The following is a 14,140-nucleotide window of genomic DNA, read 5'->3' as shown; positions in this document are numbered from 1 at the left end:
AAAGTAGAAATGGGCCCGGGCTCGCAGCCTTCAGCTGAGCAACACCGTCGCTGGGACGACTTCGCCGCCCCCCTGCTCGACCACCCGGCGCACCGTAGCGGCGAGGTTGACAGATCCCGGCGTGTCGCTGTGAACGAGGATCGAGCGCGCCTCTACCTTGATCGACTTGCCCTCGATCGTTTCCACTGTCCCACTGTCCAGAAACCGCTGCACCCGCTTCGCCACGGCCTCGGGCGAAGTGATGACCGAATTGGGGAGCTTGCGCGAAACGAGGTTTGCATTCTCGTCATAGGCGCGATCGGCTAGAAACAGCGTCAGGACCCGCAGGCCCACCTTGCGCGCCGCTCGCACGATTTCCTCGTCGGGCATCGAAAACATGATGAGGTCGCGATCGACCGCCGCAATCGCACGCACGACGACGTCAGCCATATCCGGATCCGCGTTCACCATGTTGCCCATCGCCGCGTGGAAACTGACGTGGGTCACGCGATGGCCGGCATTGGCCGCGATCGCCTGCAGGGCGCCGATCTGATAGAGCATGTGCTTCTCGACCTCGCTGGCGTCCATCTGAATGACGCGGCGGCCGAACCCGAGCAGGTCCGGCAGGCCCGGATGAGCGCCGATACCGACGCCCTTTGCCTTCGCCATCCGCACGGTGCGATCCATGATGATGGGGTCGCCGGCATGGAAGCCGCACGCCACATTGGCCGATGAGACGATCCCCATCAGCGCCTCATCGTCACCGATGCGATAGGCGCCGAAGCCCTCGCCCATGTCCGAATTGATGTCGATTTTCATGATGAACCATCCTTCGCTCGTTGCTTTCACAAATTCAAAGCGCCCGATAAAGCTCGGCGCTCGCACGCAGGCCTGCGATGTAGTCGTTGATGGGCGTCATGGCCGCGACTGCTTCCCGGTAATCAACCTCGCTGAAGACAATGAGCGATCCCGGCCGTGCCTGACCGAGACGCCAGAGATCAGCCTGGATCACGGCGGCAATCTTGGGATAGCCGCCAGCGGTGTTGGCGTCGCTCATCTGGATGATCGGTTCGCCGGCCGGAGGCACCTGCACTACACCCGCCACCACGCCATGCGAGCGCATCTCGACCGGTGCAGGCAATGTCAACTCGGCTCCTGTCAAACGATATCCTCCCCGATCGCTCTGAACGCTGATTTTCCATGTTGTGGACCAGAACGCGGCCTGCATCGCATCGGAAAACAGATCGTACTCGCCTGCCCGCATGACGCGCACGCGAAGCACACCGTCCTCGGACGAATTCATGCCTGCGATTGCCACATCGGGCGGTTCGGCGCCGAAGTCGAAGCGGCCGGCGGCTTCGCGCTGCATGCCACTGACCGGCACGATATCGCCCTCACGCAACGCGCGCCCGTCGAGACCGCCGAAGCCCGCCCGAATATGCGTGCTCCGCGACCCCAGCACGGGCGGAAGATCGATGCCTCCTTCGAACGTCAGATAGGCCCGTGCACCGTGCCTGGGAAAACCGAGCGTGAGGATATCTCCCGCCCTGGCCCGCGTGCACCACCACGGCGGAACGGTCGAGCCCGCCAGCGTCGCGTCAAAATCGGCGCCAGTGAGGGCGAACGCGATGTCGGCGTGAAAGCGAACACGAAACGGAAATGTCTGGACCTCAATGCTCGCTGCATCGGCGTCGTTGCCCAGAAGCGCGTTTCCGGCAGCAAGCGCGACCGGATCCATGACCCCCGATGTACTTACGCCGAAGCGGCGCGCGCCGATGCGCCCCAGATCCTGAATGGTGTTGAGCGCGTGGCTGGTCAGTATCTCGATCACAATTCGATCCGATCGATCCTGAACTTGACCCGGTCGCCAGGAGCCATCAGCGAAGGCCGGTCGCTTTTCGGATCGAACATCGGTACCGCGGCCCAGCCGATCGCGTTCCAGCCGTTCGGACTGGATAAGACAGCGACGCCGGTCTGCATCCCGCCGATCGTTACCGAGCCGGCGCGCATGTTGAGCGACGGCACGGACTTGCGCGGCATGAAGATGCGTGGGTCGAGGCCATGGAGGTAGCCGAAGCCTGGAGAACTTCCGACCGCGCAGACCGTATAATCGCCTTCGCTGTGGATTTTCACGACCTCACCCCCGGACAAGCCCGCACGGGCGGCCACCGCCGGCAGATCGAAGCCGTGTTCTCCGCCGTAGACGACCGGAATCTCAATGAGCTTGCCGTCCGCGCCGCGCCCGGGCAGTCGGTGCCACAGCTCGGTTATCGACGCGCTGAGCGCGCCGATATCCTCCGGCGGCTGCTCAAACACGAGCATCACGTTGGTGACGCCTATGACGGCCTCCTGGACGTTTGGCCACGAAGAGAGCGCATCGGCGACAGCCCAGATGCGGCGTTGCTGCCCCATATCGAAGTCACCCGGCGCCTCGACCAGCATCGCCAGCGTGCCGATCAGGCTGATATTCGGATCCTTCTCGACCGTGCCCACGAAGGGGGCGGTATGATGATTGATCGACAAGGAAACCTCGCAACCTGGCGCGCCAACCGCGACTGAAGCCGCACCTAAATCTTAGCTAGGCGACGCAGCCCGATCCAAGACGTTGTCGGTCTGCGGGCATAACGGATGTCGATTGCCGGTGAAACCACCAGTATCTCAAACTCAGGGACGCGGGATAACGTGGTTGCTCGACGAATCCCATCGCGCGACGACCTCCTCGCCCACCGCGTAGCGCAGGCCGGCCTGCCGCGACTGGTTTTGTTCGAAAGCAACGATCTGCTCACCGCTCCTCGTCTTCAGGTAATAGTGACTGACAAAGCCGCGATAGATCGCCTGATCGACTCGCGCGGTGACACCATTGGGACGTTCGGCTGCGGTATCCTGGCCGGCCTTCTCAACGATGATTGCCTCCGGCCGGATCGAAACAAGTACGTCGGTAGCCAACGCTGGAAGCTCATCGACCAGAAGCCTCAATCCCGGCGACACGGAAATGACCGCTCCGCCCTCCTGCCGCTGTTCGACACGGCCCTCGAACATATTCGAGGCGCCGATGAAGTTCGCGACGAACTTCGACACCGGCCGCTGGTAGATCTCGGTCGCCGAACCGACCTGTTCGAGCTTGCCGTCTCGCATCACGACGATCTTGTCGGCCATCGTCAGCGCCTCGTCCTGATCGTGGGTGACCATAACGGTGGTCAGGCCGAGCCTGCGCTGCAGGGCTCGCAATTCGACCTGCATGCTTTCGCGGAGCCCCTTGTCGAGGGCGCCCAGCGGCTCGTCGAGCAGCAGCATCGCCGGTTCGATCACCAGCGCGCGCCCCAGCGCGACGCGCTGCTGCTGACCGCCGGAGAGCTGGGCGGGATAACGTTTTCCGAAGCTTGAGAGTTGGACGAGGTTGAGTGCCTCGGCCACTTTCTTGGCGGCATCGGCCCTGGCGATCCCGCGCATTTCAAGGCCGAACGCGATATTTTCTTCGACGGTGAGATGCGGGAACAGCGCGTAGTTCTGAAACAGCATCCCGATGTTGCGGCGATGCACCGGAACGTCGGTCATCCTCGCGTTGTTCACGAAGACGTCGCCGGATGTCGGGCGGATCAAGCCCGCGATCATGCGAAGGCAGGTCGTCTTGCCGCATCCGCTCGGACCGAGCAGAGCGATCATATTGCCCGGCTCGATCGTCAGTGACACGTTGTCGACCGCAACCGCGCGGTTGTACTCCTTGCTGAGGCGTTCAAGCCTGACTTCGGTCGACTTCATGGGCACCCTGCTCTGCTCAGCTCGTGAACACCTGATTGTAACGCTCAAGCCAAGGACCGCGGCGCGGAACGATGAAATTCCAGTCCGGGGTGAAGAGCCCGAGATCCGTCGCCTTGGTATCGGGATACGCGAGGAACTTCGCGGTCTCCGGCTTGAAGTCGATGCCGGCGACCGAAGGCGCGCTGAGGGTCTGCTCGGACAACATCTTGGCGACCGACGGCTCCAATATGCGATTGATGAACGCTGCCCCCAATTCCGGCTCCGGCGCATTCTTTGCCAGCGTCATACTGTTGATGCCCGTGAATGCGCCTTCCTTGGGGAAGGTCATGTCGAGCGGCAAGCCCTTGGCAGTGTGAGGATATATCGCCTTCGAATACTCGATGCCGCCGATCGTCGCCTGGCCCTGCGCAACCTGCAGGACCTGCGCCTCGCTGTCGTAGATGGTGAGAACATTGGGCTTGAGCAGCGTGAGTTTGTCCCAACCGGCGTCGACCAGGTATTGGGCTTCCTTGAGCGGCTTTCCCGTCACGAGCGCCGTCGCCACGATAAGCATCAGGACGCTCTGCGTGTTCTTCGGCGTGTTCAACAGAATCTGCTTGCGATACTTCGCATCGAAAATCTGCTGATAGCTCTCGATCGGCTTCGTTACCTGCGGATTTATGAACAGCGCCGCGCTTGAGATCGAAAAACCAACGCCGTAGCCGTCCTCGAAGACATAGCGCTTGTACACCTTCTCCAGGTTGGGAATCTTGTTGGGGTCGAGCTTGTCGATCAAGCCTTCCTGCTTGGCCTGCGGTATGCCGACATCGTCCATCATCATGACGCTGAATCGCGGCGCATCACGCGTCGCGCGCAGGGCGGCGATGTTCGAGAGCGTCGCCCCTTCGATGGTGAAGACGCGGCATTTGAACTCGGCCTCGAACTTGGGAATGACTTCCTTTTGAACCAGCCTTCCCAGGGCCGAATTGTACACGCCGACATGCAGTTGCTTGACGTCCTGCGCCGACGCCCGGCTGATGATCGTCGGGAAGGCAACCGCGGCTGCGCCGGCCTTGATGAGAGTCCTACGCGTCAGTTTCATGGTTCCAATCTCCAGTTTGCAAGACACACTAGGTAGCCAGCGCACGGCGAAGGCCCACCAACTTCTCGAGCAGCAGAACGCCCACCAGCGCCATCAGAATGATGATCGTCGACATCGCGGGAACAGAGGGATCAAAGACGTTGACGAGTTGCCGCATCAGAACCAGCGGCACGGGCGAGTGTTCGGAATTCGCCAGCCACATCGTGACCGGATAATTGTCGAAGGACACCATGAAAGCGAACAGCCCGCCTGCCGCGACCCCGGACGCGATCTGCGGCAGCGTCACGCGCCAGAAGGTCCGCAGCCGGCCGGCGCCGAGCGTTCGCGCGGCGTCCTCCAGGTTCTCGTCGACCAGCTGGAGGCTGGTGACGACCGTGCGGATGACGTACGGCGACGTCACCACAATATGGCCGATCAGGAGATTCAGCCTTGCATCCTGGGATCCAAGTTTCGACAGAACCTGGAGCAGGGCCAAGCCGGTCACCAGCGCAGGAAAGATGAGCGGAGAAAGCAGGAAGCCCTTGATCGCCGCGATGCCGGGGAAGTTCCCTCGCACCAGGGCGAAGGCGGCCGGGACACCGAACAGGAGCGAGCCCGCCGTCGTGGCGAGCGCCAGCAGGATGCTCAGTCGCATCGCGTCAATGAAGTCGCGGTCCTGCAGCACCTTGGCATACCATTTGAGGGTGAAGCCCTGCGGCGGGAAGGTCACAAAATAGGAGTCGGAGACCGACACCGCCATGACGAGGAGCAGCGGTGCCATGATGAAGACCATCATGGCGGCGGTGATCGCATAGAGGATCCAGGCACCGACCCCTGAGAAGCGCTCGTCCATCAGGTGGCCCTCCGAAGCCGGCGGCCCTCGAGAAGCCACATCGAAAAGCCATTCACCGCAAACACGACGCCGACCAGAACGAGCGCGATCGCAGCGCCGAATGGCCAATCATAGACGACGAAGATCTGTTGCTCGATCAGGTTTCCGAGCATGATCGCGGAGGCGCCGCCCAGGATCGCCGGAATGACGAAAGATCCCGCCGTCAGCGAAAACACCAGCGTGAACCCCGCGACGAACCCCGGCATGCTCAGCGGCAACGTCACCCGAAGGAACACCTTCCACCAGGGAGCGCCGAGCATGCGGGCGGCGTCTTCCAGATTCGGATCGATCTTGCCCAGTGCCGACGCCAGCGGCAGCACCATCATCGGGAAGAAGACGTGCAACGATCCGATGATGACGGCTGTTTCGGTATAAAGGATCGACAGCGGCGCATCGGTGATGTGCAGCGTCATCAGAATCCAGTTCAACATCCCCTTGGGGCCGTTTTGAAGAATCAGCTGCCATCCGTAACCGCGCACGACGACACTGACGATCAAGGGCGCGATGACAATGAGTGTAATGATCCGCGTGATGAGCGGGCGGCTCTTGACCATCACCAGCGCGACCGGATAGGCCAGCACGGTGGCAAGCAGCGAGGTGATCACGCTGATCCGCAGCGTATTCCAGAACACCCGGGCATACAGATCGACGTCGATCAGCCGCGCGTAATGCGCCAGCGTGAACGGGGGGCCAATGATCCCCTTGCTGTTTTGGGTCTGGATGCTCGAAAACAGCAATCCTATCGCCGGATAGAAGAAGAAATACGTCAGGAAGACCAGCATCGGGATTGCCAGATATCCGGCAGACAGCTGCGGACGCCACCGCGATCCCTGCCGGGTAGCTGAATCTGAAAGAGCCACCGCAGCATCGCTGGTGGTCATCGCTGGCCGTCCTCGACTGTGCGATCCCAAAGCCTACCCCTCCATCTGCCAAGACTAGGTGGCGACATCTTACAGGACCAAGACCGTCTTCGTTTAGGGCCATCGCGAACCCTTATGGTTTCACGAGACCTGCGTCTGGATTTGGAGCGCGAGCCCGAGCCCTGCCCTTCGGGCGCCATCGGCGATTAAAACGACAGCGTCTATGACGGAGAATTGCCCATTGCCTTTGCAGTCCCGATCAACTCAGACCTTCGCAGAAGCTCGCGATCCGCCGCAAACCCTCCTTCAGGGTTTCGGTATCGGTCGCGTAGGAAATCCGGAAATACGGGCTCATGCCGTAGGCCCCCCCATGAACGGCGGCGACATGTTGTTCTTCCAGCAGAGCCGCGATGAAATCGGCGTCGGTTTCCAGCCGCCGCCCTCCTTCGGTGGTCTTGCCGATACAGCCGGCGATGTTCGGAAAGACGTAGAACGCGCCCTCGGGTTTATGGCACGTGATGCCGGGAATCCGGTTCAGGAGCTTGACCACCAGGTCGCGCCTGTCGCGATAGACGTCCGCGCGCTCCTTTAGAAGGTCCTGCGGGCCGTCGAGAACCGCGGTCGCCGCTGCCTGGCTCAGGGTGCAGATCGGACCCGTTGCCTGACCGTGGACGTTGTTCATCGCCGCGATCAATTTCTTCGGGCCACCGCAATAGCCTACGCGCCAGCCGGTCATCGCGTAAGCCTTGGACGCGCCGTTGACGGTCAGCACGCGGGATTTCAGCGCCGGTTCAACCTCGGCGATGGTACAGAACTCAAAACCATCATAGGTAAGGTGTTCATAGATGTCGTCGGTGAGGATCCAGACATCCGGGTGCTTCAGCAGGACGTCGGCGATCGCCCGCATCTCGGCGCGCGTACACGCCGCACCGGTCGGATTGTTCGGGAAATTCAGGATCAACCACTTGGTCCTGGGCGTGATCGCCGCGTCCAGGTCCGTCGGCCGAAGCTTGAACTGATTATTCTCCGGACAGGCCACGGCAACGGGGGTCGCCTCGGCGAGAACGACGATGTCGGCGTAGGTGATCCAGCCCGGCGCGGGAATGACGACCTCGTCACCCGGATTGCAGGTGGCGAACAGCGCGTTGAAGATGATCTGCTTGCCGCCATTGGCGACCAGGATCTCGTCGAGCCCGTAATCCAGATTGTTCTCGCGCTTGAACTTGCGCTGGACGGCGGACCTCAAGGCGACCGTCCCCGGCTGCAACGGATATTTGGTGTCTCCCGCCAGCGCCGCCTGATGCGCGGCCTCGATCGCATGTGCCGGTGTGGGGAAGTCGGGCTCGCCAGACGACAGGCTGACGATCTTGACGCCCTCGGCACGAAGCTCGCGCGCCTTGTCCGTCATCGCCGCCGAAGCGGAAACCTTGACGTTCTTGAGACGGGTTGCAAGTTCAAGCATCGTTCGCTCCATTCCTCATCTGTGCCGCCCGTCGTGGGCGCCTCGGCCCGGCCTAGTTCCCGATCGGCTTGCAAATCTCAATTCGCCCACGACCTGAAAGGTCGGCACAACCTCAAGCATCGCCACGTTCATGCGCAGCGGCGATCCGATCACGAAGGTGATGGCGTCGACGATGTCTTCCGATTGGAGCGTCTCGAATTGTCCGACGAAACGCGCGCTCTCACCGTCCGCGACGTTCGGGTTCTGGAAAATATTGGTCGCGACGCGCCCAGGCGAGACCTCGGTGACGCGCACCCTGGTGCCATAGAGATCGACCCGTAATTGCTGCGACAGCGAATGAATACCCGCCTTGGTCGCGTGATAGGCGACGGACGAATTGAACGTCGTCGCATTTTCGCCAAAGGCGTAATGGCCCGCGATGGAGGAGACGTTGACGACGTGGCCGCGGTCCCGGCTCGCCATGCCAGGCACGATCAGCCGCGTGAGATGCAGCACGGCCCGCAAATTGATGTCGATCAGGATATCGACGTCTTCGGACGCCGTGTCCAGCATGGTGCCGCGCCGGGATTGGCCTGCGTTGTTGACCAGGACGTCGAACTCGGCCGACTTCGCCAGCCCCGCCAGCGCGTCCAGGTCGCTCAAGTCCACCGCGTGTATCCGGCATCCGGTCTCGGCCGACAGAGCCTTCAGCCGGCCCGCATCGCGCCCTGCCGCACGTACCTCGAGCCCCTCCGCACGGAGGCGGCGGACCGTCGCCGCCCCGATGCCTGAGGATGCACCCGTGACCAGCGCCGTTCGATAGTCCGAAAATGCCATCCGCACGGCTCCATTGCGGTCCAGTGAAGCAGTTCACCAGGCCGCAGCGGCGCAACAATACGAACGTGCGATCACGCGCGCATAGGACGGATTCGCTCTGCCCTCATAAGCACCGCCAATAACTCCGCCGTATCGTCAGGCTCGCCATAAGAGCGACGGATGCGGGCAGAATGAATTTCTCTTACCCTCCCCCGACCTCGTCCCTCTACCGTCGCAGCGAACCGCCATGACCTAACCGCTCGGGCCAGGAGACAAACCAATGTTGAACGTCGACGATCGCATCGTCATGGTCTCGGGTGCCTCGCGCGGCATTGGACGCGCCGTCGTCGATCGACTTCTGGCATCGGGTTTCCGGGTGTCCGCCGGACTTCGCGATCCAGATCGCCTCCAGCAGACCGAGAGGCTGATGACGCATCGCTATGACGCCGAGGACGCAGCGAGCCCGATCTCGTGGGTCAGGGCGACGGTCGCGCGATGGGGCGGCGTCGACGCCCTCGTCAATGCCGCCGGCATCAATCCCAAAGTTCTCGTCTCCGACGAGGGCGAGGATGAACTCGAAGAGATGTGGCGGATCAACGTCAAGGGCCCCCTGCGCATGATCCGGGCGGCGCTCCCCCACCTGTCGGTCTGCGGTCACGGCCGCGTGGTCAATCTGGGTTCGCTCTCCGGAAGGCGCGTCGGATCCAACGTCGGCTACGCGATGACCAAGTTCGCGGTGGTCGCGCTGACCCATGGCTTGAGGCGCGAGGGACGCGCCGCGGGTATCCGCGCCACCGTCGTATGCCCGGGCTATGTGGCGACCGACATGACGCTGAACGACGACGAGATCCCCCGTCACGAGATGAGCCAGCCGGGCGACATCGCACGCCTGGTCGAAACGGTCCTTATGCTGCCGAATAACGCATCGCTCTCCGAACTGCTGGTCCACTGCCAGTTCGAACCGATGCTATAGCGATATATCGACCGTTGGAATTGGGCCGCGCGTAGCACTGGCACATGACCGGATTCAAATTCGCGGCCTGTCGAACCAGATCGCTCAGCCGATAGAAACATGGCCCCGTAGCCGACGCCGAAGCGCTCAATTCAGCCTGCTCTCGATGGTTGCTTCTGGATTTTCATTGATCTCCCGGTGCACACATCGTGCACACGCCGCCCCCCTCAAACTACTTGGAAGAGCTAAGCACTCGTTCCAATCCATCATGGGCGCGACAGAAAAGAGATGGTCTTGATACTTCAATAGCTTATCTTGCTCAAACATGCTCACCGCCGCTTGCCGATCAGCTTGAGCGCGCCGGCGGCGGCCTTCTCATCCGTCACCAGCACTTTGCCGATCCGCCCCTGCAGCGCCGCCGCGATGACCGGCACCTTGTTGGTGCCGCCCGCGATCAGCATCACGGTCGGCGCCCGCGCCAGCTTCTCGATCGGCAAGGCGATGGCGCGCGAATTGATGCCGTGGTTGATCTGCCGGCCAGACTGCTCGAGATATTGGCCGAGCACGTCACCGACGGCGCCGGCAGCGCGCAGATCCTCGATGCCGACATCGGGCGGCAGCCCGTGCCGCACCAGGAGCGAACGCGGCGAGAGGTCGCCCATGCTGAGCAGCGCAAGATCGATCCGCTCGACGCGGTCCAACACCTCCGCGTAGACCTCCTGTGCCATGAAGGTGTCACGCGAGCGCCGGCTGCTGGCATAGATCGGGGCCGCCAGATAGCTGCACTTGGCGTGCAGCCGGCGCGCCAGTTCGCCTGCGATCTCGAAAGTGTTGAGTTCGAGCCCGCGTGAGAGCCCGCCCATCATCGAGACGATCCAGAGATCCGGATATTCCGCGGGCGTCACATGGCGGATGGTTTCGCGCAAGGTCGCACCCCAGCCGATGCCGATGGTGCGTGGCTTCTTCTCTTCCAGGAATTTCGACAAATAGGCTCCCGCGGCCATTCCGATCAGGCTTGCCACCAGTTCGGGATTTTCCGGACTCGGGATCACCACCGCGTCGTCGAGCCCGCATTGCTGGCGCAACTGATGTTCGAGCTCGGTACAGCTTGCGAACGCCGAGTTCAGCCTGATACTCACGATGCCGCTGTGCCGCGCCTCCGAGAGCATGCGGTTGACGCGCGCCCGCGTCAGTCCGAGCCGCTCGCCGATCTCGGCCTGGGTCAGGTTCTCCATGTAATAGAGCCAGGCGACCCGCAGGATGGTCTGGTCACTCAAAGCGCAATCTCCTCGAGCAACCGCAAAAGCTCGTCATGAACGTGACCATTTGAAGCGATCTTTTGCAAATCGTCAAACTGCGAAGCCTCGCCCGCAATCGTGGTCACGCGTCCGCCTGCTGCGCGCACCAGCGGCATCGCCGCAGCGTGCGAGACGAGATCGGCCTTGATCGACACGAAGGCGTCGAGCCGGCCGGCCGCGATCCATGTCATCTCGAGCGCGCCCGAGACCACGATGCGGACGCCGCGAACCGCCGAGCCGAGCCGCTCGATGATGGCAGCGGCCGTCCGCACCTCGTCGGGTTGATAATGCGATGTCAGGATCACCGATACCACCGCATCGGAAAGCGACCGCGTGCTCGACACCCGCACGGGTTCACCGTTCACGGTGGCAAGCGCGCCGTGCACGTAGCGGGCGCAGACATCGGCCAGCGGCGATTGAACCAGGCCGACCAGCGCCTCATCGCCATCATGGTAGGCCGCGCTGACCGAATACCACGGCAGCCCGGAGGCGTAGTTCACGGTGCCGTCCAGCGGGTCGACGATCCAGCGCGGTCCGCTTGTGTTGCCGCTAAAACCCCGCTCCTCCGACAGGATCGCCGCCCCTGGTGTCAGCGACCTCAGTCCATCGATCACGATCCTTTCCGCGGCAAGGTCGGCGTCGGTGACGATGTCACGTAGTTCCTTGCGTGCCGTCGCAAGCGGCGCGCGCTGCATCGCGACCAGCGTCGCAGCCGCCTCCGCCACCACCGGCTCGGCGCCACGCATCAACGCCATCAAATCCGTCCTGGCGGATATCGGCATCAGGCTGCCTTCACGCCGGGCGCACCATCCTCGACCACGAAGGTCGCGAGCCGGCGCACACCGCTGTTCACGTCCTTGACATCGTCGAGCGCCTCGAAACCGACCTTGCAGGATCGCGCATCGAGTTCGACGGTCGCATAGCCACGCTTGTCGCCCCGCGCATACGTCAAGCCCGGATTGTCGGCGAGCGCCTTGGCCACGCTGCTCTCGCTCGGCCCCTCGGAAGAGATCGAGGTGCCGACGAATTCGGTCGCCATCGTCGCTTCATGCGGCTGCGAATAATCGCGCTTGAGGTCGGCGGCAACGTAAGCGTGGCGGTCGCCGCCGATGACGACCGGGTTGCGCAATTTGTGCGACACGATCGAATCGAGCAGCCGGCGGCGGGCATTGGGGTAGCCGTCCCAGCCATCCATCCAGAAGCGGTTGCCATCGTCCGCCTTGCGCTTGCTTTCGGCCATCAGCGTCTGCTGCGCCACCACGGTCCAGCGCCCGCGGCTGTCGCGCAATCGTGCGTCGAGCCACTGCTCCTGCGGCCGGCCGAGCATGGAGCGTTCCTCCTCGGTTCGTTCCGGACAGTCCGGCACCGTGGTCGGGCGCCCTCCCTTCACACAGGCTGGCGCGGCGCGATACTGCCGGTCGTCGAGCAGCATGATGTCCAGCATGTCGCCGAAACGATAATGCTCGTAGATGGTCGCATTCGGTCCAAGCGGACGGGCGGATGGCGGCAACGGCATATGCTCGTAATAGGCCTGATAGGCGGCAGCGCGGATTTTCATGAACTGCTCCGGATCGCGCGTCGTGTAGGAGCGGTCATTGGCGTAATCATCCGCCACCTCGTGGTCGTCCCAGATCGACAGCCAGGCAAACGCGGCGTGCGCCGCCTGCAGGTCGGCGTCGGATTTGTAGAGTGCGTAGCGATTGCGGAACTCGGCAAGCGTCGTCGGAATCCCGACGCCGTGCTGGCGGACGTGACGCGAGCCCCAGGACTTTTCGTAGATGTAATCGCCGAGATGCACGACAAGATCGAGATCGCGCGCCGCCATGTCGCGATACGCGGCGAAATAGCCCTGCTCGTACTGCTGGCAGGAGGCAAAGGCGAAGCGGAAGCGGCTGTTGCCCCCGGCCGGCGCGGTGCGGGTACGCCCGACCGGGCTCACCGCCGCACCGGCGCGAAACCGGTACCAGTAGACGCGGCCCGGCCGCAGGCCTGTTGCCTCGGCATGCACCGAATGCGCGAGCTCCACCGTCGCCTGCACGACGCCCTTCGTGGCGATGCGCGTAAATCCTTCATCCTCCGCGACCTGCCACTCGACCTCGACCGGCGCAGGCGGCATGCCGCCCTCTTCGAGCGGTCGGGGCGCGAGCCGTGTCCACAGAATGACGCGGTCCTCGCGCGGGCAGCCGGAGGCTACGCCGAGCGTGTATGGGTCCGCGTTGAACGCCACCGGCGCACCGCGCACGATCCCGAATGGCGCGGCCATCGCGGCACTGGCCAATGAGCCTGCGAGGAATCGCCGGCGCGGGATCGTGATGCCGCTCATGACGGCACAGACGCGGACGCCAGTTCGCGCCTGATATTCACGGCGAGATCGGGCCGGTCGGTGGTGATCTGCCGCACCGGCTGGGCGAGCCAGTGGGCGATATCCTGCGGCTCGTTCGTCACCCAGGCACCGAGCCGCTCGCGGCCGAAGACTTTCAGCGCCAGCGGCAGCGTCAGCGTCAGCAGCGACTTCTCGACCGCCACGATGCAATCGGGTATCGCGGCGAGACGGTCGAACGCCGGCGAGATGCCGCCCATCATTTCCGCCGACCTGCGGTCCAGCGAGGCCAGCACCCGCGCCTGCGGCGACAGCCTCCGCAACGTCGCGATCACGTCAGGGACAAAGCAGGTGAGCACCGCGCGCCGCTCCAGCCCGCGCCGTTTGACCGCCTCGATGAGGCGCCCTTCGATTCCCGGATAGGGATTGCCGAAGGCGTCGGTCTTGATTTCGATGTGAAGCTCGAGCGGTGAATCGCGGAACACGTCGAGCACGGCATCGAGCGTCGGGATGCATTCTTCGCCGGCCTCGCGCAGACGGATGGCGGTCAATTGTTTCAGCGTCCGAATGCCGACCGGCCCGGTGTCATGCGCGGTGCGATCGAGCAGCGGATCGTGGATGACGACCAGCGAACCATCGACGCTCTGATGAATATCGAACTCGACCGCGTCGACGCCAAGTCCGCGCAGATTGCGAAAGCCGAGCAGACTGTTCTCCGGCCAAAGGTCGCGGGCGCCGCGGTGTCCGGCGATAAAAACCATGA

At 63.1% G+C, this 14,140-nt stretch carries 14 protein-coding genes; 1 reads left to right on the top strand and 13 read right to left on the bottom strand.

Features of this window, described 5'->3' with window-relative positions:
* Positions 1 to 30: 30 nt before the first annotated feature.
* From JQ567_RS04750 to JQ567_RS04710, 9 genes are all read right to left on the bottom strand, one after another.
* Entirely contained in the window at positions 31 to 798 is a 768-nt protein-coding gene (locus JQ567_RS04750) for a LamB/YcsF family protein (protein ID WP_212437719.1), read from the bottom strand.
* Between the two features lie 34 nt (positions 799 to 832).
* The gene (locus JQ567_RS04745; protein ID WP_212437718.1) at positions 833 to 1,810 is read right to left on the bottom strand and encodes a biotin-dependent carboxyltransferase family protein; all 978 of its coding nucleotides are present in this window, start codon (positions 1,808 to 1,810) and stop codon (positions 833 to 835) included.
* Positions 1,807 to 2,502 carry a 5-oxoprolinase subunit PxpB gene (gene pxpB, locus JQ567_RS04740; protein WP_212437717.1) on the bottom strand — a complete coding sequence of 232 codons (696 nt, stop codon included), beginning with the start codon at positions 2,500 to 2,502 and terminating at the stop codon, positions 1,807 to 1,809. Before pxpB ends, JQ567_RS04745 begins: the two co-directional genes overlap by 4 nt.
* A 141-nt stretch (positions 2,503 to 2,643) precedes the next feature.
* Positions 2,644 to 3,738 carry an ABC transporter ATP-binding protein gene (locus tag JQ567_RS04735; RefSeq protein ID WP_212437716.1) on the bottom strand — a complete coding sequence of 365 codons (1,095 nt, stop codon included), beginning with the start codon at positions 3,736 to 3,738 and terminating at the stop codon, positions 2,644 to 2,646.
* Between the two features lie 16 nt (positions 3,739 to 3,754).
* Positions 3,755 to 4,819, bottom strand: a complete 1,065-nt coding sequence (locus JQ567_RS04730) for an extracellular solute-binding protein (RefSeq protein ID WP_249165246.1) — start codon at positions 4,817 to 4,819, stop codon at positions 3,755 to 3,757.
* 28 nt (positions 4,820 to 4,847) lie between these two features.
* On the bottom strand, positions 4,848 to 5,651 hold the full coding sequence (locus JQ567_RS04725; protein WP_212437715.1) for an ABC transporter permease: 804 nt from the start codon (positions 5,649 to 5,651) through the stop codon (positions 4,848 to 4,850).
* Entirely contained in the window at positions 5,651 to 6,571 is a 921-nt protein-coding gene (locus JQ567_RS04720) for an ABC transporter permease (RefSeq protein ID WP_212437714.1), read from the bottom strand. The genes JQ567_RS04725 and JQ567_RS04720 overlap by 1 nt, the downstream gene beginning before the upstream one ends.
* Positions 6,572 to 6,809: 238 nt before the next feature.
* Entirely contained in the window at positions 6,810 to 8,012 is a 1,203-nt protein-coding gene (locus tag JQ567_RS04715; RefSeq protein WP_212437713.1) for a pyridoxal phosphate-dependent aminotransferase, read from the bottom strand.
* Positions 8,013 to 8,027: 15 nt separating this feature from the next.
* The gene (locus JQ567_RS04710; protein WP_212437712.1) at positions 8,028 to 8,828 is read right to left on the bottom strand and encodes an SDR family oxidoreductase; all 801 of its coding nucleotides are present in this window, start codon (positions 8,826 to 8,828) and stop codon (positions 8,028 to 8,030) included.
* A 259-nt stretch (positions 8,829 to 9,087) separates the two neighbouring features.
* Between JQ567_RS04710 and JQ567_RS04705 the strand changes: the two genes are divergently transcribed.
* Complete coding sequence (locus JQ567_RS04705; RefSeq protein WP_212437711.1) at positions 9,088 to 9,780, top strand: SDR family NAD(P)-dependent oxidoreductase; 693 nt, start codon at positions 9,088 to 9,090, stop codon at positions 9,778 to 9,780.
* 308 nt (positions 9,781 to 10,088) lie between these two features.
* Here JQ567_RS04705 and JQ567_RS04700 read toward each other — a convergent pair whose 3' ends face one another.
* The 4 genes from JQ567_RS04700 to JQ567_RS04685 are packed head-to-tail and all read right to left on the bottom strand — an operon-like array spanning position 10,089 to position 14,138.
* Positions 10,089 to 11,036, bottom strand: a complete 948-nt coding sequence (locus JQ567_RS04700; protein ID WP_212269141.1) for a sugar-binding transcriptional regulator — start codon at positions 11,034 to 11,036, stop codon at positions 10,089 to 10,091.
* On the bottom strand, positions 11,033 to 11,839 hold the full coding sequence (locus JQ567_RS04695) for an inositol monophosphatase (protein WP_212437710.1): 807 nt from the start codon (positions 11,837 to 11,839) through the stop codon (positions 11,033 to 11,035). The genes JQ567_RS04700 and JQ567_RS04695 overlap by 4 nt, the downstream gene beginning before the upstream one ends.
* Positions 11,839 to 13,380, bottom strand: a complete 1,542-nt coding sequence (locus JQ567_RS04690; RefSeq protein ID WP_212437709.1) for an alkaline phosphatase — start codon at positions 13,378 to 13,380, stop codon at positions 11,839 to 11,841. Before JQ567_RS04690 ends, JQ567_RS04695 begins: the two co-directional genes overlap by 1 nt.
* Positions 13,377 to 14,138, bottom strand: a complete 762-nt coding sequence (locus JQ567_RS04685; RefSeq protein WP_212437708.1) for a glycerophosphodiester phosphodiesterase family protein — start codon at positions 14,136 to 14,138, stop codon at positions 13,377 to 13,379. Before JQ567_RS04685 ends, JQ567_RS04690 begins: the two co-directional genes overlap by 4 nt.
* Positions 14,139 to 14,140: the final 2 nt, after the last annotated feature.

Origin of the sequence: Bradyrhizobium sp. AUGA SZCCT0431 (genome assembly GCF_018131065.1) — a bacterium.
In the GTDB taxonomy this organism is placed as follows: domain Bacteria; phylum Pseudomonadota; class Alphaproteobacteria; order Rhizobiales; family Xanthobacteraceae; genus Bradyrhizobium.
This window is presented reverse-complemented; position numbering and strand designations above follow the sequence as displayed.